This is a genomic window from Arthrobacter sp. UYEF36 (assembly GCF_040547025.1).
Lineage (GTDB): Bacteria > Actinomycetota > Actinomycetes > Actinomycetales > Micrococcaceae > Arthrobacter.
In genome coordinates this window covers 219,739-241,125 of the sequence record NZ_JBEPOX010000003.1, presented here as the reverse complement: position 1 = coordinate 241,125, position 21,387 = coordinate 219,739, and the positions used below count along the sequence as shown (strand labels likewise).

General features: G+C 63.4%; 20 protein-coding genes and 2 tRNA genes. 8 read left to right on the top strand and 14 right to left on the bottom strand.

Features of this window, described 5'->3' with window-relative positions; translation table 11 throughout:
- Nucleotides 1-909: 909 nt before the first annotated feature.
- Nucleotides 910-1,791 carry a rhomboid family intramembrane serine protease gene (locus ABIB29_RS07505; RefSeq protein WP_354171478.1) on the bottom strand — a complete coding sequence of 294 codons (882 nt, stop codon included), beginning with the start codon at nucleotides 1,789-1,791 and terminating at the stop codon, nucleotides 910-912.
- A 10-nt stretch (nucleotides 1,792-1,801) separates the two neighbouring features.
- Nucleotides 1,802-2,347, bottom strand: coding sequence for a peptidylprolyl isomerase (locus ABIB29_RS07500; RefSeq protein ID WP_354171476.1), 546 nt, complete (start codon nucleotides 2,345-2,347; stop codon nucleotides 1,802-1,804).
- 155 nt (nucleotides 2,348-2,502) lie between these two features.
- On the opposite strand from ABIB29_RS07500, the gene ABIB29_RS07495 reads away from it, so the two are divergent.
- Entirely contained in the window at nucleotides 2,503-3,483 is a 981-nt protein-coding gene (locus tag ABIB29_RS07495) for a hypothetical protein (protein ID WP_354171474.1), read from the top strand.
- A 157-nt stretch (nucleotides 3,484-3,640) separates the two neighbouring features.
- The gene (locus ABIB29_RS07490) at nucleotides 3,641-4,516 is read left to right on the top strand and encodes a glycosyltransferase family 2 protein (protein ID WP_354171473.1); all 876 of its coding nucleotides are present in this window, start codon (nucleotides 3,641-3,643) and stop codon (nucleotides 4,514-4,516) included.
- A gap of 34 nt (nucleotides 4,517-4,550) precedes the next feature.
- On the opposite strand, the gene ABIB29_RS07485 is transcribed toward ABIB29_RS07490, so the two are convergent.
- Nucleotides 4,551-5,465 carry a DMT family transporter gene (locus ABIB29_RS07485; protein ID WP_354171471.1) on the bottom strand — a complete coding sequence of 305 codons (915 nt, stop codon included), beginning with the start codon at nucleotides 5,463-5,465 and terminating at the stop codon, nucleotides 4,551-4,553.
- 117 nt (nucleotides 5,466-5,582) lie between these two features.
- Here ABIB29_RS07485 and ABIB29_RS07480 point away from each other — a divergent pair, with 117 nt between their 5' ends.
- The gene (locus tag ABIB29_RS07480; RefSeq protein ID WP_354171469.1) at nucleotides 5,583-5,951 is read left to right on the top strand and encodes a cupin domain-containing protein; all 369 of its coding nucleotides are present in this window, start codon (nucleotides 5,583-5,585) and stop codon (nucleotides 5,949-5,951) included.
- 76 nt (nucleotides 5,952-6,027) lie between these two features.
- Here the strand turns inward: ABIB29_RS07480 and ABIB29_RS07475 are convergent.
- From ABIB29_RS07475 to dnaA, 11 genes are all read right to left on the bottom strand, one after another.
- A tRNA-Ala gene (locus tag ABIB29_RS07475) sits at nucleotides 6,028-6,103 on the bottom strand.
- A gap of 72 nt (nucleotides 6,104-6,175) precedes the next feature.
- On the bottom strand, nucleotides 6,176-6,292 hold the full coding sequence (locus ABIB29_RS07470; RefSeq protein WP_354171467.1) for a DLW-39 family protein: 117 nt from the start codon (nucleotides 6,290-6,292) through the stop codon (nucleotides 6,176-6,178).
- Nucleotides 6,293-6,362: 70 nt separating this feature from the next.
- Nucleotides 6,363-6,436 (bottom strand) — tRNA-Ile (locus ABIB29_RS07465).
- Nucleotides 6,437-6,534: 98 nt separating this feature from the next.
- On the bottom strand, nucleotides 6,535-7,188 hold the full coding sequence (locus tag ABIB29_RS07460; RefSeq protein ID WP_354171465.1) for a DUF3566 domain-containing protein: 654 nt from the start codon (nucleotides 7,186-7,188) through the stop codon (nucleotides 6,535-6,537).
- Nucleotides 7,185-9,908: a DNA gyrase subunit A gene (gyrA, locus tag ABIB29_RS07455; protein ID WP_354171463.1), complete on the bottom strand. Its 2,724-nt coding sequence runs from the start codon at nucleotides 9,906-9,908 to the stop codon at nucleotides 7,185-7,187. Before gyrA ends, ABIB29_RS07460 begins: the two co-directional genes overlap by 4 nt.
- A gap of 60 nt (nucleotides 9,909-9,968) precedes the next feature.
- Entirely contained in the window at nucleotides 9,969-12,053 is a 2,085-nt protein-coding gene (gyrB, locus tag ABIB29_RS07450; RefSeq protein ID WP_354171461.1) for a DNA topoisomerase (ATP-hydrolyzing) subunit B, read from the bottom strand.
- A gap of 425 nt (nucleotides 12,054-12,478) precedes the next feature.
- Entirely contained in the window at nucleotides 12,479-13,042 is a 564-nt protein-coding gene (locus tag ABIB29_RS07445; RefSeq protein ID WP_354171460.1) for a DciA family protein, read from the bottom strand.
- Nucleotides 13,039-14,229, bottom strand: a complete 1,191-nt coding sequence (gene recF, locus ABIB29_RS07440; RefSeq protein ID WP_354171458.1) for a DNA replication/repair protein RecF — start codon at nucleotides 14,227-14,229, stop codon at nucleotides 13,039-13,041. Before recF ends, ABIB29_RS07445 begins: the two co-directional genes overlap by 4 nt.
- Nucleotides 14,230-14,255: 26 nt before the next feature.
- Nucleotides 14,256-15,140, bottom strand: a complete 885-nt coding sequence (gnd, locus tag ABIB29_RS07435) for a phosphogluconate dehydrogenase (NAD(+)-dependent, decarboxylating) (protein WP_354171456.1) — start codon at nucleotides 15,138-15,140, stop codon at nucleotides 14,256-14,258.
- Nucleotides 15,141-15,236: 96 nt separating this feature from the next.
- A complete protein-coding gene (dnaN, locus tag ABIB29_RS07430; RefSeq protein ID WP_354171455.1) occupies nucleotides 15,237-16,361 on the bottom strand; it encodes a DNA polymerase III subunit beta in 1,125 nt (374 codons plus the stop codon).
- A gap of 533 nt (nucleotides 16,362-16,894) precedes the next feature.
- Entirely contained in the window at nucleotides 16,895-18,316 is a 1,422-nt protein-coding gene (gene dnaA, locus ABIB29_RS07425) for a chromosomal replication initiator protein DnaA (RefSeq protein WP_307457158.1), read from the bottom strand.
- 463 nt (nucleotides 18,317-18,779) lie between these two features.
- Here dnaA and rpmH point away from each other — a divergent pair, with 463 nt between their 5' ends.
- Genes rpmH through ABIB29_RS07400 form a run of 5 tightly spaced genes read left to right on the top strand, consistent with a single transcriptional unit; the run spans nucleotide 18,780 to nucleotide 21,371 of the window.
- Nucleotides 18,780-18,917, top strand: coding sequence for a 50S ribosomal protein L34 (gene rpmH, locus ABIB29_RS07420; protein WP_003800212.1), 138 nt, complete (start codon nucleotides 18,780-18,782; stop codon nucleotides 18,915-18,917).
- Nucleotides 18,918-18,958: 41 nt separating this feature from the next.
- A complete protein-coding gene (gene rnpA, locus ABIB29_RS07415; RefSeq protein ID WP_354171453.1) occupies nucleotides 18,959-19,369 on the top strand; it encodes a ribonuclease P protein component in 411 nt (136 codons plus the stop codon).
- On the top strand, nucleotides 19,362-19,757 hold the full coding sequence (gene yidD / locus ABIB29_RS07410; RefSeq protein ID WP_354171451.1) for a membrane protein insertion efficiency factor YidD: 396 nt from the start codon (nucleotides 19,362-19,364) through the stop codon (nucleotides 19,755-19,757). The genes rnpA and yidD overlap by 8 nt, the downstream gene beginning before the upstream one ends.
- 16 nt (nucleotides 19,758-19,773) lie before the next feature.
- The gene (gene yidC / locus ABIB29_RS07405) at nucleotides 19,774-20,754 is read left to right on the top strand and encodes a membrane protein insertase YidC (protein WP_354171449.1); all 981 of its coding nucleotides are present in this window, start codon (nucleotides 19,774-19,776) and stop codon (nucleotides 20,752-20,754) included.
- The gene (locus ABIB29_RS07400) at nucleotides 20,754-21,371 is read left to right on the top strand and encodes a Jag family protein (RefSeq protein WP_354171448.1); all 618 of its coding nucleotides are present in this window, start codon (nucleotides 20,754-20,756) and stop codon (nucleotides 21,369-21,371) included. The genes yidC and ABIB29_RS07400 overlap by 1 nt, the downstream gene beginning before the upstream one ends.
- Nucleotides 21,372-21,387: the final 16 nt, after the last annotated feature.

Here is a 21,387-nt window from a genome sequence, read left to right as displayed (position 1 = left end):
AGGGGTTTCGATCCTGGGCGGACTTTTCCTGCGCGTTGTGGCGCTCAGGAAGACTCTCCGGAGAACGCGCGGCTGAGAATGACAAGCTTGTGAGTTATTAACAGTGTGGATTCCCTGTGGATAAGTTCGGAGTACCTTCCTTATTGCCGGAAGAGGGAGCCGTGACGCGGAATCGACAGCGCCTGTTCAGCGCCCCCGCCGGCCCGGCTTAGTTATCCACTTAACAACACTGCAGTACCCACAACTTATCCACACCTGGGGATAAGTGGGTGGATTGAGACAAGTTCCGCGGGATTCGGCCCCAGATGGCGCCGATTCTGGCCGGAATACTGCAAACCACAAGTTATTAACATTGTGAATAACCCTGTTGAAATCAGATTTGATCCCGGGACCCTTCCCGGGTCGGCGTGGGCATCGGCAGCGTTTGCTCAACCGGGCCAGCGCCCGACAGCGGGCCTGCCCGGATTCCCGCGGAAGTTGTCCACTTAACCACAGGGCTGCCCACAGGAGTTATCCACAATTGTGGAGATCGCCAGGCGACCCGGCCAGGAAGCGCCCGGTGTGGCCGTCAGATCCGGGACGACCGTATGAACTACAGGCGTGTAAGTTACCAACAGTGTGGATAAACCCTGTGGACAACTTTCCAGTTCGACCGGTGCGCGGGCGTCTTTGAACTTCCCGCTGACTGCTGGGGAGACTGCAAAAAGCACGCGCGGGCAGGTTGCGCTGTGGAAAAAGGGAACAGGCTGTGGGAAACCCCAGGACGAGGGGTTCGCGAGAGAGATGCGCGGCAGGGCGGCAGGCGCGCGACGGCAGGGCGGCACGGCGAGGCAGGACGGCGAGGCGGCGGACGCGGCGCAGGGGGAGGCCCCGCGGGGTCAGGCGCGGCGCAGGGGAGGCCCCGCGGGGTCAGGCGCTGGCGACCCGGAGGGCAGAGGCGGCGACCAGCAGGACGAGGACCAACACCAGGCCAGTGGCCTGCAACAGGGGTTGGCGCGGGCCGCGGGGGGTGTACGCCAGCACGGCGGCACACAGGGCACCGGTGACAGCCCCACCCAGGTGCGCCTGCCAGGCGATCGAGGGGACCACAAAGCCGATGGCGCCGTTAATAAGGATCAGCACCCAGAGTTGCCTGGTGTCGCCGCCGCGGCGGCGTTGGACCACCAGCATGGCTCCGAAGAGCCCGAAGATCGCGCCCGAAGCGCCGACAACTCCGCTCAGTTGCTGGCCCGGGACGTATCCCGGTGTCAGCAGCAGATAGCCGACCGAACCGCCGAAGGCGGACAGCAAATACACCGCCAGGAATCTGATTCGTCCCAGGAGCGGTTCGAGTGCCTGGCCAAACACCCACAGCATGTACATATTGAGCACAATGTGGAGGATGAAACCCTGCGAATGCAGGAAGGCGGACGTCACCATCCGCCAAGGTTCGAAGGCCCCGGACTCCGGGCTGGCGAAGACGGTGGCGAAGGCCAGGTTCCGGTAGATCCCGTCGTTGGGAACCAGCCACTGGAGCACAAAGACCAGGGCACACAGCCCGATAAGGGAAAGCGTGACCACCGGCTTGCCCGTGGTCACGGCGCCGCCGTAGACGGTCTTGACGTCCGGCGTGGTGCGTTTCGTTTCGTTGACACAGTCAACGCATTGGAATCCGACGGCGGCCGCCCGCTGGCAGTCGGGGCAGGCGGGGCGCCCGCAACGCTGGCAGCGCACATAGGCGGGCCGATCCGGGTGCCGGGGGCACACCGGGATCTCCGCGGACGGCTCTGCCGCCGGAATTCCGTAGCTCATGCGCTGGGGCTTAGAGCTTTTCTACGTCAATGCTGTTGATGGTGACGTCCTCGACCGGGCGGTCGCCCGCTCCGGTGCGGACACCCTCGATGGCGTCGACAACCTTCTTGGAGTCCTCGTCTGCCACCTCGCCGAAGATGCTGTGCTTGCCCTGCAGCCAGCCGGTGGGGATGGTAGTGATGAAGAACTGCGAGCCATTGGTGCCGCGGCCCATCTGGATGCCGGCGTTCGCCATGGCCAGCTTGTAGGGCTCGTTAAAGGTCAGCTCCGGGTGGATTTCGTCGTCGAACTTGTAGCCCGGTCCGCCCACGCCACGGCCCAGGGGATCGCCCGCCTGGATCATGAAGTCCTTGATGATGCGGTGGAAGATGGTGCCGTCATAGAGCGGCGTCCCGGTCTTGTCCTCGCCGGACTCCGGGTGGGTCCAGGCCTTCTCGCCGGTGGCCAGTCCGGCGAAGTTCTCGACGGTCTTGGGGGCGTGGTTGCCGAAGAGGTTGACGACAATGTCGCCCATGCTCGTGTGGATGGTTGCTTTTGCAGTTGCGATGGCAGTCATAGGCCCCATTCTTCCATGAGAGGCCATCCCGCACCCGGCCAGTCCGCCAGTTCCGCGCTGGGTGAAATCGGCCCAAAATCCGCTTGAAGAATAGCCCGTGAGGTCTGGGACACGTAGGCTAACTGCAGAACCGTCACATTAATCGGGAGGTAGTTGTGAAGAAAACGGACCGTATTGCCCGTGAGCTGGAGCATTCAGTCAGCACCGGAGTAGAGAACGCCAAGGACTGGGCAACCCCGCGGGTTGAAGCCGCAGTCAACTGGGCCGTTCCGCGTCTGCAGCAGGGCCTGGACACCGCTTCTCCCAAGATCCAGGAGGGGCTGAAGTCGGCGGCCCACAATCTCGCCGATGGCGTGGCGACGGTGACCCCGCGTCTCCAGGACGGGCTCGCCCACCTCGCGCCAAAGATCAACGACGCCGTTGACAGCGCCACCCCGCGCCTGCACGAGGCGCTGGACAAGGCGACGCCGGTGATCGCAAACGCGCGCGACCTCGTGGTCGTGGAGTACCTGCCGAAGCTTTCGGATCAGATCGGCCACGCCTCCGACGCCGTGCACCGCACGCTTCAGAGCGCTCCGGCGCATGTGGATGCGGTTGCCCAGCGGCTCGGCGAAGCGGGAATCATCCACTCCGTCCAGGAGCAGGCGAAGACCGCGGGAAGCCACGTCAAGATCGCCGCGAACAAGGCGAGCAAGGCCGTCAGCGGTGAGCTGGTCAAGAAACAGAAGCCCAAGCACCGCGGGCTGTTGATTTTCGGTATCATCGCCGCGGCAGTTGCCGCCGGTGTTGCCGCCTGGCGGGCTTCCAGGCCGGTCGAGGACCCCTGGAAAACGCCGGCTCCGGTCACGCCGGCGCCCGTTCCGGCCACCACCGTCAACGACGTTAAGGATTCCGCCAAGGAAGCTGCCGGCCTGGCCGGCGCCGCCGCGGTTGCCGCCGCCGACACCGCTGCGGACGCGTCGGCTGACGTTGCCGAGTCCGCCGACGAACCCGCGGACAAAGCCAAGCACGCGGCCGAGGACGCGGTTGAGGACATCCAGAACGCTTCCGCCAAGGTTGCCACCGATGCGAAGACCGCCGTCCGGAATATCGCCGCGAGCCGCAACAACGGCACGGACAAGACCACCGGCAGCTAAGACAGATCGCCGGGCGCCTGCGGGCAGCCGTTGAGGGAGGGATTCCGCCACTGTGGCGGGATCCCTCCCTTTTTTGCGCGCGATGTTTACCAGTTCGTAGCCGGGGCACTGCCCGGAACCGGACTCGAAAAACCGCGTTGGTGCTAAATTTGGGGGAATGTCACCCGAAAAATCCTCTGAGGATGCCTTACACGATGCTGTGCACACGCCGGCTGTGTCCATTGTCATCCCGGCCTACAACGAGGAAAGCGTCATCCGGCAGTGCCTCATTGCCGCCGTGTACCAGTCTGTGCCGGCACACGAGATCATCGTTGTCGACAACATGTCCAAGGACCGCACGGCCGACATCGTCCGGCAGATGCAACTGGAATACCCGGAGAGCCCCATCATCCTGCTCAGCCAGGACCGGGACCAGGGCCTGATCCCCACCCGCAATTTCGGCCTCGACCATGCCACCGGGGACATCCTGGGCCGGATCGATGCCGATTCCGTCCTGGAACCCGACTGGGTTGAACAGGTACAGAAGGCCTTCCGGGAAAAATCCGTCCACGCCGCAACCGGGCCGGTGGTCTACTACGACATGCCGATGCGGCGCTTCGGCCTGAAGGCTGACGACAAGATGCGCCAGCTGATGCTCAAACTGGCCAAGCACCAGTACCACTTTCTCTTCGGCTCCAATATGGCCCTCCGCCGCTCGGCCTGGGAGATCATCCGGACGGAGACGTGCCGGGATGAGAAGGACGAGATGCACGAGGACATTGATCTGTCCCTGCACCTGGCCGACCACGATCTCCGGATCCAGTACTGGCCGCAGATGGTCTCCGGCATGTCCGCTCGCCGGCTGGAAGACTCGCCTCGGGACTACCGCTACTACGTGACGCGATTCGACCGCACCTACAAGGCCCACAACGTCAAGAAGATGGCGCTCAAGGCTCCCATGGTGGTCTTCTTCTCGGTGTACTTCCCGGCCAAACTGCTGCGGGCGATCCACACGGTCAACACGGCCCAGCCTGCCCGCCGCGGCGGCCAGTAACCCCCAGCGCTGACGGCGCCGCCCGCCGTCGTCGTCAATCCGTCCCCAGCTCCGCCAGTCCGGCAGCAGTGCGCCGCCCGGCGCGGGAACTGCGCTGCCCCAGGACGACGACGGCGAGCCCCACGAGGATCATCGCCAGGCCTGCGTAGGTTCCGACCGGCAGGGTCTCGGACAGGAACGCAGCGGCGAGCAGCGCGGCCCCCGGAATCTCCAGCAGGATGATCATGGACACCAGCAGCGGACTCATGGTGGCGAGCAGGTGGTTGAAGGCGGTGTGCCCGATCAGCTGGGCGCACACCGTGATCGCCAGGATGCCAATCCAGCCGGCGGCCTCAAAACCTGCCAGCGGCTGCTGCGAGAACAGTGCCAGCACCGCCACGACGGCCGCGCACATCCCGTAGCACAGGGTGGTATAAACGCCCGTCCCCATGGTCTGCCGCGCCTTGCCGCCGGCCAGCGTGTAGACCCCGGCCAGGGCTCCGCCCGCCACCGCGAGCAGGTCGCCCAGCAACGCCTGCGGCGAGGTACCCATGTCGAACCCGGTAATGGCGACGACACCGCCAAACGCGATGCCCAGGCCCGCCAGGACCGGCCACCGGTGTTTGACGCCCCGGAAGAGCTGGAAGACGGCGATCCAGCCGGACTGCAGGCAGACGAGGGCGGTGGCTGCCGCGACCGAAGTTAACTGCAGCGAGGTGATGAAGCAGGCGAAGTGCAGCGCCAGCGCGACGGCAGCCGCCAGGGACCAGCGAAATTCGCGGCCGGTAACCCGGCCGAACTGGCGGGGGTTTCGGACCAACACAGGGCCGGCCATAACGACTGATCCGATGGCGTTGCGCCAGAAGGCGATCGCCAGGGCGCTGACGGAGGTGGCACCCAGGGTGGCGGCAATGAGTGGCCCGGACGAGGCCACGCCGAGGACGCCCAGAGCGGCGAGGAAGAAGTTCACGGTCCAACAGTAGTGGGGGCTTGCAGCTGCAGCCTGAAGCTGGTGCATCCTTGACCGTGGCTGGCGGCGGTGCCAGTCTTAAATCCGGTCTCACAATCATCCACAAAGGAGACCATTATGGCTTCAACCATCCGCAAGAGCCTGGACCATCCGGAGGAGACCCGCCCCGTCAAGGACGGCATGGGTCAGGTGGAGATTGTCAATCTGGACGCCGATGCCGTGGCACGGGTGACGTTCCTGCCGGGCTGGAAGTGGTCGTTGCACGTCAAACCGATCGCCCAGACAGAGAGCTGCATGGTTGCCCACAAGGGGTACACCATCTCGGGCCGCCTCAAGGTCCTCATGGACGACGGCGAGGAGAACGAGTTCGGCCCGGGTGACTTCGGCATCATTCCGCCGGGACACGACGCGTGGGTTGTCGGCGACGAACCGTACGTCTTCATCGACTGGCAGGGTATGAGCAATTACGCGAAGCCCAAGGAATGAGGAGTGGCTCCCCGGCTGTCAGAGCGGGCATGCAAAAGGCCCCGGACCGCGTTTCCGCGATCCGGGGCCTTTCCTATGGTGGAGGCACGGGGACTCGAACCCCGAACCCCCTGCTTGCAAAGCAGGTGCGCTACCAATTGCGCCATGCCCCCATAAGAAGCAACCCGACAATCATACCCTAGTCCGAGGAGCTAATTACCAGCTCCCGATCCGGGGAGTCCGGGCTAGGCAACCGTATCGGTTGATTTGCTCCAGACAGTTTTCCGGGCCTCGGATTCCTGCACTTTCTTGTAGAGCAGGACGCCTGCGATCGTAGCTGCAACAACGAGCAACTTCTTCACATGCACCCCGTTCCGGTTCGGCGATAAACAAATACCAACCGAACCTCCACTTGAATCCGTACAGATTCCGTGGGCGTACCAGGACTTGAACCTGGGACCTCTTCGTTATCAGCGAAGCGCTCTAACCGCCTGAGCTATACGCCCCGATGCCTCATCGGGCCGAGATACGACTTTACAGCACATCCCGGCCCGATCTCAAATCGAGGCATTTCCCGGGGAAAAATCCGGGAAAACTATGGGTTTTAGTCGTCCGTGAGGGTGACGCCGATGCCGCCAACCAGGGTGGCCGAGATGTTGTAGAGCACGGCCGAAAGCATCGAGAGCGCCGTCAGCAGGACGACGTTGATGACGGCGATGATCGTGGCAAAGGATGCCACCTGTCCCAGCGAGGCGACCTTCTTCAATTCGAAGCCGCCGCCCTCGGAGCCTGCCAGGGTGCCGAGCAGACCGTCGACCTGGTCGAAGATTCCGGTCAGGTCCAGCACCGTCCAGAGCACAATCGCGGCCACAACGGTCACGATGCCCAGCGCTACCGAAAGCAGGAAGGCCATCTTCAGCACGGACCAGGGATCCACCTTGCTCACCAGCAGGCGGGCACGGCGGACCTTGGCCTTGGGGGCCGGCTTAATCAGCCCTGAAGTGTTCTGGCCCGGACGGTTCTGTTCCGGGCGTTGCCCGGGGGTGGCCGGGCGCTGCCCGGGAGCGACCGGGCGTCCCTGCGTCGCAGGACGCTGGCCGGGCACCTGCGGGCGCTGTGCGGAACCATTGGGGCCACCTGCCACCCCCGGGCGCTGCTCGGGACGGGACGGCGCGCCTACCCGCGGAGCGGCGGCAGGCTGCCGCACTCCGCCGGGAACGCCGCTGTTCGGCTTGGGATATGAGTCGGAATTACTCACTCGTTACCTCCGGTGTTGTCTTCGTCCAGCTCGGCATTGCCTGATGACTCATCTGACTCCGGGGCCGGTGCTGATTCTTCCGCTGCGGACCCATCAAGTGATCCATTATTTTCAGCCAACGTTACGTCATCCGCCGCCGAAGCCTGACTTTCGGCAGCGTCGTCTGCATCTTCGCCTGCGTCCGCGTCTTCGGTTTCGAGGCCCCGTTCGCTGTTGCGCGCCACCTCGATGATGCGGTCGTTCTTGTCCGGCTTGGCGAAGATGACACCCATGGTGTCGCGTCCCTTGGCCGGCACTCCGGCCACGGAGGAACGGACCACCTTGCCGCCTTCCATGACCACCAGGACCTCGTCTTCTTCCTGCACGATCAGGGCACCCACGAGGTGGCCGCGCTCTTCCTGGTACTTTCCAACCTTGATGCCGAGACCGCCGCGGCCCTGGAGACGGTATTCCTCCACGGCAGTGCGCTTGGCGTATCCGCCCTCGGTGACGATGAACACGAAGGAGCCGTCCGTGACCACATCGGCCGCCAGCAGTTCGTCATCCTCGCGGAACTTCATTCCGGTGACACCGGACGTTGCCCGGCCCATCGGGCGCAATGCCTCATCGGTGGCGGTGAAGCGGATCGACTGGCCCATGCGGGAGACGAGCATCATGTCATCTGTTTCGGAGACCAGCTGGGCGGAGACCAACTCGTCGCCGTCGCGGAGGTTGATCGCGATGACGCCTGCGGAGCGGTTGGTGTCGTAGTCCTCGAGGCGGGTTTTCTTCACCAGGCCGCGTTTGGTGGCCAGGACCAGGTACGGCGACTGCTGGTAGTCCCGCAGGTCAAGCACCTGGGCGATGTGCTCGTCCGGCTGGAATGCGAGCAGGTTTGCGACGTGCTGGCCCTTGGCGTCGCGTCCGGCTTCCACGAGTTCGTAGGCCTTCGCCCGGTACACCCGGCCAAGGTTGGTGAAAAACAGCAGCCAATGATGGGTGGTGGTGACGAAGAAGTGCTCGACGACGTCGTCTCCGCGGAGCTGCGCGCCCTTGATGCCCTTGCCGCCTCGCTGCTGCGAGCGGTAGTTGTCACTGCGGGTGCGCTTGACGTAGCCGCCGCGGGTGATCGTGACGACCATTTCCTCCTCGGGGATCAGGTCCTCCATCGACATGTCGCCGTCGAAGCCCATCAAAACTTTGGTGCGGCGGTCATCCCCATGTTTGGCCACGATTTCGGCCAGCTCGGTGCTGATGATCTCTCGCTGGCGTTCTTCCGAAGCAAGGATCGAGTTGTACTCGGTGATCATGGCCTCGAGTTCGGCGTGTTTGTCCTGGATCTTCTGGCGTTCCAGGGCCGCGAGGCGGCGCAGCTGCATGTCCAGGATGGCCCGTGCCTGGAGATCGTCGATATCCAGGAGCTGCATCAGCCCGTCGCGGGCAGCTTCGGTGGTGTTCGACGCCCGGATCAGCGCGATGACTTCGTCGAGCGCGTCGAGTGCCTTGAGGAGGGCACGCAGGATGTGCGCCTCTTCCTCGGCCTTGCGCAGGCGGTAGCGGGTCCGGCGGGCGATGACGTCCATCTGGTGAGTGACCCAGTGTCGGATGAACGCATCCAGGCTCAAGGTGCGGGGGACGCCGTCGACGATCGCGAGCATGTTCGCTGCGAAGTTGTCCTGCAGCTGGGTGTGCTTGTAGAGGTTGTTCAGCACCACCTTGGCTACCGCGTCGCGCTTGAGCACGATGACCAGGCGCTGGCCGGTGCGTCCGGAGGTCTCGTCCCGCAGGTCGGCGATGCCGGAAATCTTGCCGTCCTTGACAAGTTCCGCGATCTTGATCGCCAGGTTGTCCGGGTTGGCCTGGTAAGGCAGCTCCGTGACCACCAGGCAGGTGCGGCCCTGGAGTTCCTCCACATTGACAACGGCGCGCATGGTGATCGAGCCGCGGCCCGTGCGGTAGGCGTCCTCGATCCCCTTGTGGCCCAGGATGGTGGCCCCGGTCGGGAAGTCGGGTCCCTTGATGCGGACGATCAGCTCTTCGAGCAGTTCCTCGCGGCTCGCGGTCGGGTTGGCCAGGTACCACTGGACGCCATCGGCGACCTCGCGGAGGTTGTGCGGCGGGATATTGGTGGCCATGCCGACGGCGATGCCCGAGGAGCCATTGACCAGAAGGTTCGGGAAGCGCGCCGGCAGGATGGTCGGTTCCTGGTTCTTGCCGTCGTAGTTGTCCTGGAAGTCGACAGTTTCCTCGTCGATGTCGCGGACCATCTCCATGGCCAGCGGGGCCATTTTCGTTTCCGTGTACCGCGGCGCGGCAGCGCCGTCGTTGCCGGGAGAGCCGAAGTTGCCCTGGCCCAGCGCCAGCGGGTAGCGCATGGTCCAGTCCTGGATCAGGCGGACCAGCGCATCATAGATGGCGGTATCACCGTGCGGGTGGTACTGGCCCATAACTTCGCCGACCACGCGGGCGCACTTGTTAAACGACCGCTCCGGGCGGTAGCCGCCGTCGAACATCGCGTAGAGCACCCGGCGGTGGACCGGCTTGAGTCCGTCGCGGACGTCCGGAAGGGCACGGCCCACAATCACGGCCATCGCGTAGTCAAGGTAGGAACGCTGCATTTCCGTCTGCAGGTCAACTTGTTCGACGCGGTCGGTCAGCACATCGGTATCAAGGACAGTGCCCTCGAGAACGGGCTCGACACCGGCCGGGCCGGCCGGAACTTCTGGTGTTTCGTCACTCATAGTCTGTATTTTCCGTTTCAGGTATATATCGGTTCGAGAATATTTAGGACCTTGGGCCCGCTAGATATCGAGGAACCGAACGTCCTTGGCGTTTTGCTGGATGAAGTTTCGGCGCGATTCGACATCCTCGCCCATCAGGGTGGAGAAGGTCTGGTCCGCGGCCAGGGCGTCGTCCATGGTGACTTGCAGCAGGGTGCGGTGATCCGGATCCATTGTGGTGTCCCACAGTTCGGTGTAGTCCATCTCACCGAGACCCTTGTACCGCTGGATGCCGTTGTCCTTGGGGATCCGACGGCCGGCGGCCTGTCCGGCCACCAGCCGTGCATCGCGTTCCCGGTCGCTGTAGACATAGTCGTGCGGGGCGTTGGACCACTTGATCCGGTACAGCGGCGGCTGCGCGAGGTAAACGTAGCCGTTCTCGATCAGCGGACGCATGTAGCGGAACAACAGGGTCATCAGCAGGGTGGTGATGTGCTGGCCGTCGACGTCGGCATCAGCCATGAGGACGATCTTGTGGTAGCGCAGTTTGCTCAGGTCGAAGTCCTCGCCGATCCCCGTGCCGAAGGCGGTAATCATGGACTGGACCTCGGCGTTGCCCAGGGCTTTGTCCAGCCGGGCCCGCTCCACATTCAGGATCTTGCCGCGCAGCGGCAGGATGGCCTGGGTTTCCGGGTTGCGGCCGCGCTTAGCGGAACCGCCGGCGGAGTCGCCCTCCACGATGTAGACCTCGCATTTCTCCGGGTTCTTCGAAGAGCAGTCGGAGAGTTTGCCTGGCATACCGAACGATTCCAGCGGGCTCTTGCGGCGCGCGTTGTCGCGGGCCTTGCGCGCTGCCATCCGTGCCTGGGCTGCCGAGATGGCCTTGCGGATGACATCGCGGGCCGGACCCGGGTTGCGTTCGAGCCAGTCGCCCAGTCCGTCCGTGACGACACGCTGGACGAAGCCCTTCACCTCGGAGTTGCCGAGTTTGGTCTTGGTCTGGCCCTCGAACTGCGGCTCGGCCAGTTTGACCGAGATCACCGCCGTGAGGCCTTCACGGATGTCATCACCGGTGAGGTTGTCATCTTTTTCCTTGATGATGCTCTTCTCCCGCGCATAGCGGTTGATCAGCGAGGTCATCGCGGCGCGGAAGCCCTCTTCGTGGGTGCCGCCCTCATGGGTGTTGATGGTGTTGGCGTAGGTGTGGACGCTCTCGGAATACGCGTTGGTCCACTGCATCGCCATTTCCAGTGCGATGTGCCGTTCCTTGTCCTCGGTTTCGAACGCGATGACGTCCTCGTGGACCACATCGACCTTTTTACCGGAGTTGAGGTGTTTCACGTAGTCCAGCAGCCCGTCGTCGTACTGGTACACGACAGTGTGGAACTCGGCCGGGACTTCACCTTCGGTCGGAATGGCGTCGAGGTCCAGATCCCCGTCCTCGGACGGTTCCTCCGCGGCGCGCCTCTCATCGGTGAGCGTGATCCGCAGCCCCTTATTCAGGAAGGCCATCTGCTGGAACCGGGCGCGGAGTGTTTCGAAATCGAAATCCGTGGATTCGAAGATGCCGGCATCCGGGTAGAAAGTCTGGGTGGTGCCGGTTTCAGATGTCTCTTCACCCTGCACCAGCCCGCCCTGCGGCTTGCCGCCGTCAGCGAAGGACATCCGCCAGACGTGGCCCTGCCGGCGGACCTCGGTGTCGACGCGGCTCGAGAGCGCGTTGACCACGGAGATGCCGACGCCGTGCAGGCCGCCGGACACCGCGTAGCCGCCGCCGCCGAACTTGCCGCCCGCGTGCAGGATGGTCATAACGACCTCCACGGTGGGCTTGTGCTCGGTCGGGTGCATGTCAACCGGAATGCCGCGGCCGTTGTCGACCACTTTGACCCCGCCGTCGGCCTGCAGCACGATTTCGATGTGGGTGCAGTAGCCGGCCAGAGCCTCGTCCACGGAGTTGTCCACGACTTCATAGACCAGGTGGTGCAAACCGCGCGGCCCCGTGGAACCGATGTACATGCCGGGACGCTTCCGGACAGCTTCCAGGCCTTCGAGCACCGTGATGTCGCTGGCGCCGTAGCCGTGGGGAGTTGCGGCTTCCGGCGGGGTGTCCGCCGTTCCCGCCACTACTGGTTCCACTGCCGGGATCTCTGCATTGTCGTTAGCCACAGGCGCTTTCGACTCCTCTTTTTTCGTTAAGGGCCAGCCGTTGCCCCTTCCCGAAAGGAAAGAGCTACTGCCAACGGGCACGTCGCTGAGGACACCGGTTGTGCTGCTGGCTCGAGGATCCGTCTACCGCACGCGGATATTGCGTCGGAAACGGACTCAGTCAACGTTTCACCGGCGCCCAGTTATCTACCCCCGATTCTACCGTGTTATAGGGGCGAATCCCGCATTCCTGAGGGCCAAACGGGGAGGAAAGTACCGCTGGGAGGCCACAGGCCATACCTGCAAGGCTCCAGGACCACCGGATGCGGGTGCCTATACGACTCCGGTGCGTCTGAGCGCCCTACACGCCGTTTGCGGATTTTTCAATAGTTTTGCAAGGAGTGCTTCAGATCCGGTGCGGCGGGAGCCACGGAAGTTATCCGGAATCATCCATAGGTATCCCGCGGGCCGCGCCCGTTGACGGTCCGGCCACCCTTGCGCCAGCTCGGCGCCGCAGGTCCGAGGACCTGGATCTTGGTCACGACGCCGTCGCCGAGTTCGGTGCGGAACTTCTCCAGCAGGCTCATGCTGAGCAGGCGCAGTTGGGTTGCCCAGGCGGTGGAATCACAGCGGACGTGGAGGGTCGTGTCGGTGAAGCTTTCCGGAGTGCAATGGGCGGAAATCTCCGGGCCCACGAGTGTTGCCCACTCGGCCATCACCGAGCCGACGGCGACCGGTGAGCTCCAGCCGCGCTCCGCGACGAGCCGGCCAACCACCTTGCCCAGCCCCATCGGGTCCCGGCCGGTGCCGTGGAATTGTCCGAAGCCGCGGGTGCTGCCCGAACTGCGGCCGGCCTTCTGCGGGGTGCTGCCCGGGCGCGGAGGGGCCTTGCGCCGGATTTCGCCGCGGGAAGCGGCCGCCTCGCGCATCCTGTTCAGGGCCGACTGGGCAGCATCGATATCGTCGGGATCGCGGCCCGGCTGCAGGCCGCCGTCGGTATCCTTATTCATCGATCTTCCCGCTCATCGATTCCTCCCGGGATTACCTTCACCCGCCGCCCTGCCAGTTCCGATGGGATATCTTCCTCGACGGCAGCAGTCACGAGCACCTGCTCGGCGCCGGATACTATAGCGGCCAGTTTACGCCGCCGCTGGACGTCAAGCTCGGCGAAAACGTCGTCCAGGATCAGGATGGGAGCGGATCCGCCGGTGCGGGCGTCATCGAGCATCACGTAGTACGAGGCCAGCCGCAGCGACAGGCACATGGACCAGGTTTCACCGTGAGAGGCATAGCCCTTCGCGGGGGCCTCCCCCAGGACCAGTTCGAGCTCGTCACGGTGCGGGCCTACGAGGGAGATCCCACGTTCCAGTTCCTTACGCCGCGACGATGCAAAGGCCTGGACATAGCGTTCGCTGAGTTGGTCGACGGAAAGCAGCCGCAGATCCTCGGCGGTTCCGGCAGCGGCGGCCGATACCGCGCCGTCGTCTTCCACGGCACCCTGCAGCGTTGAGCGGTAAACGGCACCCGCTTCCTTGGACCCGTCGGTGAGCTGGGCATAAGCGTTCCTGAGGTGCGGCCGGAGGCGTTCCACCAGTTCGAGCCGTGCATGCAGCAGCTCGGCTCCCGCCCGGGCCATGTGCTGATCCCAGACATCCAGGGTAGCTTCATGCCCCGAACTGAATTTCCCGGCGCGGGCGGATTTCAGCAGCGCGTTGCGCTGCTTCAGTACCCGGTCGTAGTCACTGCGGGTGGCCGAGTGCCGAGGGATGAGACTGACCAGGAGCTCATCCAGGAATCGTCGCCGGCTGGACGGATCGCCCTTGACCAGGGCGAGGTCCTCCGGGGCGAACAGGACAGTCTGGCAGATACCCAGGATGTCCCTCGCCCGCACCGGATTGCTGCGGTTGATCCGGGCGCGGTTGGCGCGGGAGCTGTTAATTTCCAGTTCCAGTACGGTGGACTGCTCACCGCGGACCAGTTTCGCGCGGATCATGGCCCGTTCGGTGCCGAACCGCAGCAGCGGGGCATCGGAACTGACCCGGTGGGAACTGAGCGTGGCCAGGTAGCCAATGGCTTCCATCAGGTTGGTTTTGCCAATGCCGTTTGAGCCGACCAGCACCGTGACGCCGGGCTCCAGGCTCAGCTCCACCTGGGCGTAACTGCGGAAATCCGTGAGCGAAAGTTGTTCTAGGTACACGCCGGGTTCAGGATTTCAGGGCAGGACTACTTGGCCGGACGGGTCGCATGCCCGCCGAACTGGTGACGCAGCGCGGAAACCATCTTCATCGCCGGGGAGTTGTCCTCACGGGAGGAGAACCGGGCAAAAAGTGCCGCCGTGATGGCCGGGGCCGGCACGGCGTTGGCGATTGCTTCTTCCACCGTCCAGCGTCCCTCGCCGGAGTCCTCGACGTAGTCGTCGATCGATTCCAGGCCGGGGTCCTCATCGAGGGCCTTGACCATGAGGTCCAGCAGCCAGGACCGGACCACGGTTCCCTTCTGCCAGGCACGGAATGTGCCGGGCAGGTCGGAGACGATGTCCTTGGCGGCTAGGAGTTCGTACCCTTCGGCGTAGGCCTGCATGAGCCCGTATTCGATGCCGTTATGGACCATTTTGGCGTAGTGCCCGGCGCCGACCGCGCCGACGTGCACGAAGCTGTCGGCGCGGTCGCCCTCGGGACGGAGTGCGTCGAAGACGGGCATCGCACGTTCGATATCCGCGGCGTCCCCGCCGGCCATCAGGCCGTATCCGTTCTGCAGGCCCCAGACGCCGCCGGAAACACCGCAGTCGGCAAAGCGGATGTCCTTTTCCGCCAGTGCCGCCCCGTGTTTCTGGTCCTCGGTGAAGCGGGAATTGCCGCCGTCGACCACCAGGTCGCCGGCATCGAGCTTGCTGCCAAGTTCGGTGATCACGGCATCGGTGATCTCGCCGGAGGGAACCATCACCCAGATCAAGCGTGGGGCCGGCACGGCGGCGATCAGTTCGTCCACGCTGGCGACGTCGGTGACGTCCGGGTTGCGGTCAAAACCGGTGACGTCGATTCCACCCCTGCGCAGCCGTTCGCGCATGTTGAAACCCATTTTTCCAAGACCGATCAGTCCGATGTGCACTTAGATGATCTCTTTTCTGCGCTGGGGTGTTTCGGGCGGTGGCGTCAGCCAGAGGGTCTAGCCGTTCCGGAGGATCACGGCGGAACCAGCTGCCAGCTAGTTGGGCAGCCGGACCGGCATGACGAGGTAGCGGTAATCGCCCTGATCCTCGCCGTCGGCCTCTTTCTGGGCCGTGATCATGGCCGGCTTGGGCGCACTGGTGAAGGAGAAGCGCACAAACTTGGTTTCGATGACGCTCAGGCCCTCGATCAGGTAATGCGGGTTGAAAGCCACGGTGATGTCGTCACCGGTGAGCTGGGCTTCGAGTTCTTCCGAGGCCTGCGCGTCTTCGCCGGTCCCGGCGTCGAGGTGCAGCTGGCCTTGGGTGAAGGCGAGCCGGACGGGAGTGTTGCGTTCCGCCACGAGGGAGACGCGCCGCACGGCTTCGACCAGTTCGGAGGTCTGCACGGTCGCGTGGATTGGGGTGGACTCCGGGAAGAGTGAGCGGATCTTGGGGTAGTCCCCGTCCACCAGGAGCGACGTCGTGGTTCGGCCGCCGCTTTCGAACCCGATCAGCCGGCTGTCATCGTCGGCGAGGGCAAGGTTGATGTCGCCGCTGCCGCCAAGGGTCTTCGCTACTTCGTTGAGCGTCTTGGCCTTGACCAGCGCGCTGGTGGAGATGCCCGGGGTGACGGGCTTCCACGGGACCTCCCGCATGGCCAGCCGGTAGCGGTCGGTGGCCAGCAGGGTGATGAGATCGTCCTCGATCTCCATCCGCACGCCGGTGAGGATGGGGAGGGTATCGTCCTTGCTCGCCGCGATGATCACCTGGGAGACAGCCTGGGCGAACGAGTCGCCCGGGACGGTGCCGCTGATCGGGGGCAGGGCGGGCAGGGGCGGGTATTCGGCTTCCGGCATGGTGGCCAGGTGGAAGCTGCTTCGACGGCAGCTGAGGGTGACTTTGTTTCCGTCGGTCTGAATCTCGACCGGTGCTGAGGGCAGGCTGCGGCAGATGTCGGCAAGCAGGCGTCCGGAGACGAGGATCGTGCCTTCGGTGGTGATGTCAGCGGCGATTTCGAGCCTGGCGGAAGTCTCGTAATCGAAGCTCGAAAGGCTGACGGTACCGGCTTCAGCCTTGAGGAGCAGGCCGGAAAGTACGGGTACTGGCGGCCGCGGAGACAACGACCGGGCGGCCCAGGTCACGGCTTCTGCCAGGACGTCCCGCTCGACTCTGAACTTCACGGAAGGGTGCCGCCTTTCATTGCTGCTGTCATCGCTGGTGGCCGGGCCATGGGCCCGGCAAGGAATCACAAAAGATGTCCACGACGGACACACTGCAGACAGCTTAGCCGCAAGAAGTGTGATTCTCCCATCCCCGGGTTACATCCGTGTGGTTCGGCCGGCCCGGCCCGGTGCCGGTTTCCGGACCGGGTCCGGGACGGGCCTGGGCTGTGTGCGGGGTGCGGACGGAAGTTGTTATTTGAGGGAATTTCATTTTCTAGGGATTAGTAGTGTTAATAACTGCTGTGGATACTGTGGATAACCCTGTTTGGCGGCGCGATTCCGCGGTTAAGCCCTGTTCATGGACTGTGGGCGGAGCAGGTTTTAAACAGGGTGTGGATGGGGATAACATTTTTACTCGTTCCGCTGATCCACAGGCGCCTTAAGGGTTTTAAGCCCATTAACCGCAGTTGTCCCCTTAACTATCCACAGGCTTGTCCACAGGCACCTGTTAATAAGGTAAGAGTGCGCGTCTGGTCAGGTCGGGAATCAGTTCAGGAATTGCGCTGCTGCTGCTTGATCCGGTTGGTCAGCTCGGTCACCTGGTTGTAGATCACTCGGCGCTCGGCCATCAGCTCACGGATCTTGCGGTCCGCGTGGATGACCGTGGTGTGGTCGCGGCCGCCGAGCTCCTGCCCGATCTTGGGGAGGGACATGTCCGTGAGCTCCCGGCACAGGTACATCGCGATCTGCCGGGCGGTCACCAGAGTCCTGGTCCGGGACTTGCTGCAGAGTTCTTCCATGCTGAGCTTGAAGTAGTCCGCGGTCTGCGTGAGGATCTGCGCGGAGGTGATCTCCTGGGCCCCGTCATCGGTGATGAGGTCCTTGAGGACCATCTCGGCCAGGGCCACGTCGACCGGCTGGCGGTTGAGGCTGGCGAAGGCCGTGACGCGGATCAGTGCGCCCTCAAGTTCGCGGATGTTGCTGGAGATCTTCGAAGCGATGTACTCCAGGGCATCGTCCGGGGCGGACAGGCCCTCGCTCAGGGCCTTCTTCCGGAGGATCGCGATCCGGGTCTCGAGTTCCGGCGGCTGGATGTCAGTCAGCAGGCCCCACTCGAACCGCGACTTCATCCGGTCCTCGAAGCCGGCGAGCAGCTTGGGTGGCTGGTCGGAGGTGATGACCACCTGCTTGTTGTTGTTGTGCAGCGCGTTGAAGGTGTGGAAGAACTCCTCCAGGGTCCGGTCCTTGCCGGCGAGGAACTGGATGTCATCGATCAGCAGGACGTCCACGTTGCGGTACGTGGTCTTGAAGCTGGTGCCTTCATCGTCACGGATGGAGTTGATGAAGTCATTAGTGAATTCTTCGGAGTTCACGTACCGGACCCGGATCCCGCTGTAGAGCCGGCGGGCATAGTGGCCGATCGCATGGAGCAGGTGGGTCTTGCCGAGTCCGGAGTCACCGTAGATGAACAGCGGGTTGTAGGCCTTGGCCGGTGCTTCGGCCACGGCGACAGCCGCGGCGTGGGCGAAGCGGTTGGAGGAACCGATGACGAAGGTGTCGAAGACATACTTCGGATTCAGCCGGCCAAATTCGTGGGAGGTGCTTGGCAGCATCGGCTGCGGCTTCAGTTCCACTGACGGATCGGCCGCCAGGGACAGCTCGACGGCGGGTTCCGGTTCCGTGTGGAGCGGCACCAGATCGGTGTCGACGTCGATCGCGCAACGGATTTCGTCGGAGAACACGCTCCGGAGGGCGTCGTCGAGGGCTTCCTTCACCTGCGTCTGGAGAACCTCGCGGGTGAGCTCATTCGGTACGGCCACCAGCAGGGTGGACCCGATCAGACCTTGGGCCTGGGCGAGGATGACGAAGCCACGCTGCCGGGGTGAAACACGGTGATCGTTCTCCAGCAGGCTTACGACCCGGCGCCAGGAACTTCCGACAGTGTTGGCTTGGTTGGCTTCGTCTACTGTCATCAATCAGTTCCTCAAACTTGCTTGCCTGCATTACCTGCAGCCACAAGTCCCGAACCAGTGCGCTGGCTCCGGCTTAATCCACAGGGTTATGCACAGCCCGTGGATAATCGGCTACTGAGACACTCTAGGGGATGAAAACGCCAGAAGATAGCTGGGTTGTGTCCTGTGGATAATCACACCGTTGTAGTTCGAAATCGGGGCGCGTGACCCACTTCATCCACAGGCTGGAACGGGAGTTAGCCACAACTGTGGAAAGCCCGCGGCGCGACCCCCGGTTTGACTCGGGAGGGCGGCAAGCCCTAACGTTGTGAAGTCCCATGTGTACGCTTTTCGCCTCTTTTGTTTCTCTCCCGACGCCCAGCGTCTTGCGAGTCGAGGGAAGCTGCACATACAAAACTTAGCGTCGACCAGTTCTTCCCCTTGATCGGGTGGGCGCACCTTTGATCCCACTGGAGTAACTAACGTGAGCAAGCGGACTTTTCAGCCGAATAACCGCCGTCGAGCCAAGAAGCACGGCTTCCGCCTTCGTATGCGTACCCGTGCCGGCCGTGCCATCCTGGCAGCCCGTCGTGGCAAGGGTCGCACCGAGCTGTCGGCCTAAATAACTGACTCGTCGGTCCACATCCCTGTGCGAGTTTAAAGGTGCTGGCCACCCGCAACCGTCTGAGGACATCAACCGATTTTTCTACAACTGTACGTTCCGGTGTCCGCAATGGACGCCGGAACGTAGTGTTATATACGGCAGCCCTCGCTGCCGATGAACCAAGCCGGATCGGATTCATTGTTTCCAAGAGTGTTGGGAACGCTGTTGTCAGGAATCTCGTTAAGAGGAGACTGAGAGAAGTCGGTGCCTTGTCGTTGCAGCAGTACGGCAGCGGGTTCGCGATCGTGGTCCGGGCCCTGCCCGCCGCGGCGGGTGCCAGCTTCGGCCAGTTGCGATCAGACTATGACGCCGCTTTGGAAAGCAACATGAAACGGCTGGGCAGCCGCCTTCCGAAGGCTGCTTCTTCAGTTTCTAACGAGACAACACAGGAAGGGACCCCGCGTGCGTAACTTAACTGCCGCCGTCGTCCCTCCTGCAAAATCCCCAGCAGTATGGTTGGGCCGGGCAGTCTGGAACTTGCCCCGCAATATCCTCATCCTGTTACTCCTGGCGTACCGCAAGGTGATCTCACCGCTGTACGGCCAGGTTTGCCGCTTTTTCCCCAGCTGCTCGGCCTATGCCCTTGAGGCGATCACGGTCCATGGCGCCGTGAAGGGAAGCTGGCTGGCGGCCAAGCGTCTGGTGCGCTGTCATCCCTGGAATGCCGGCGGTGTGGACCATGTCCCCGCCGGTAAATGCGAGTGGCCCGCAGACCGAACCCCCACAATTGTTGTGCTGAACAATCCGGACAAGTACCTGGCTGATCAGACTGATGGAGAAGGCCGCTCTGCGGCCTAACGAATAGGGATATCGTATGGATTTCTTTGAAACAATCATGTTTCCGTTCAAGTGGCTTGTGTCCGCCATCATGGTGGTCTTCCACGATGGCCTGAGCGCCATCGGCATGCCCGCCGCCAACGGCTGGACGTGGACGCTGTCCATCATCGGGCTGGTGCTGGTGATCCGCGCCGCCCTGATTCCCGTATTCGTCAAGCAGATCAAAGCCCAGCGCGGCATGCAGCTGCTGCAGCCGGACCTGAAGAAGCTGCAGGACAAGTACAAGGGAAAGACCGACCAGCTGTCCCGCCAGGCCATGGCCCAGGAACAGATGGCCATGTACAAGAAGCACGGCACCAACCCGTTCTCGGCCTGCCTGCCCATGCTGATTCAGATGCCGTTCTTCTTTGCCCTCTTCACCGTGCTGTCCGGCATTACGACGGCGGCGAACAGCGGTAAGGGCATCGGTGCGATGAGCCACGAGCAAGTGGTGCAGTTCGACGAGTCGAGTATCTTCGGTGCCCCGCTTTCTGCCACCCTGCTTCATGGCACGCCCGAGGGCGGCAACGTGGTCGCGGTGTGGATCCTCTCGATCGTGATGATCCTGGCCATGACGGCCTCGCAGTTCATTACGCAGAAGCAGATCATGGCCAAGAACATGTCCGAAGAGGCCATGGCCAGCCCGTTCATGAAGCAGCAGAAGATGATGCTCTACGTCCTGCCGATCGTCTTCGGCGTGGGTGGTATCAACTTCCCCATCGGTGTCCTGATCTACTGGACCACCACCAACCTCTGGACCATGGCGCAGCAGTTCTTCGTGATCCGCCGCATGCCGACGCCGGGTTCCCCCGCGGCCAAGGCCCTTGCGGAGCGACGGGCTGCCAAGGGCCTGCCGGCCCTGCCCCTGACGGGCGCCAAGAAAGCCGAAGCCGAGGCCGCTGAAGCTGCGGCCGCTGCGGCCCTGGTGGCCAAGAGCCAGCGTGTCCAGCCACAACGTAAGAACAGGAAGAGGAAGTAATGTCTGCCGAGAGCACCGAACACGCTATTTCCGCTGAAGCGATTGACGAGCAGGACAAGGCCTTGAGCGCAGTTCAGGATGCCGAACAGGACGTTGACTCAGGCGCAGGCGCCGAAGATACCGAGGGCTCCGAGGACAAGGGCACCTCCGCCAGCCGTCTGGAAGAGGAAGGCGACGTCGCAGCGGACTACCTCGAGGAACTGCTGGACATCGCTGACATCGACGGCGACATCGACATTGAAGTACGCAATGGCCGCACCTACATTTCGATCGTCGCTGAGGAAGAAGCAGCCGGCCTGGAGAGCCTCGTAGGCAAGGACGGCGAAGTCCTCGAAGCCCTGCAGGAACTGACCCGGCTTGCGGTGCTGTCCTCGACGGAAAACCGTTCCCGGCTGGTGCTGGACATCAATGGCTACCGCTCCGAGCGTGCCGGGGATCTGCAGAAGATCGCGGAAGACGCCGTCGCGTCCGTCAAGGAGGCCGGCGAGAGCGTGGCTCTGGCGCCGATGAGCGCCTACGAGCGGAAAATCGTGCACGACGCCGTTGCTGACCTGGGGCTCATCAGCGAGTCCGAGGGCGAAGGCGCTGACCGCCACATCGTCGTCTCCGCAGACTGAAGCCGCCGGATAGCTT

Bases quoted from the DNA above. Each gene is read 5' to 3' on its own strand.
- ABIB29_RS07505 (WP_354171478.1), bottom strand. From the start codon at position 1,791: ATGAGCTACGGAATTCCGGCGGCAGAGCCGTCCGCGGAGATCCCGGTG.
- ABIB29_RS07500 (WP_354171476.1), bottom strand. From the start codon at position 2,347: ATGACTGCCATCGCAACTGCAAAAGCAACCATCCACACGAGCATGGGC.
- ABIB29_RS07490 (WP_354171473.1), top strand. From the start codon at position 3,641: ATGTCACCCGAAAAATCCTCTGAGGATGCCTTACACGATGCTGTGCAC.
- ABIB29_RS07480 (WP_354171469.1), top strand. From the start codon at position 5,583: ATGGCTTCAACCATCCGCAAGAGCCTGGACCATCCGGAGGAGACCCGC.
- gyrA (WP_354171463.1), bottom strand. From the start codon at position 9,908: ATGAGTGACGAAACACCAGAAGTTCCGGCCGGCCCGGCCGGTGTCGAG.
- ABIB29_RS07445 (WP_354171460.1), bottom strand. From the start codon at position 13,042: ATGAATAAGGATACCGACGGCGGCCTGCAGCCGGGCCGCGATCCCGAC.
- dnaA (WP_307457158.1), bottom strand. From the start codon at position 18,316: ATGACAGTAGACGAAGCCAACCAAGCCAACACTGTCGGAAGTTCCTGG.
- yidC (WP_354171449.1), top strand. From the start codon at position 19,774: ATGGATTTCTTTGAAACAATCATGTTTCCGTTCAAGTGGCTTGTGTCC.
- ABIB29_RS07400 (WP_354171448.1), top strand. From the start codon at position 20,754: ATGTCTGCCGAGAGCACCGAACACGCTATTTCCGCTGAAGCGATTGAC.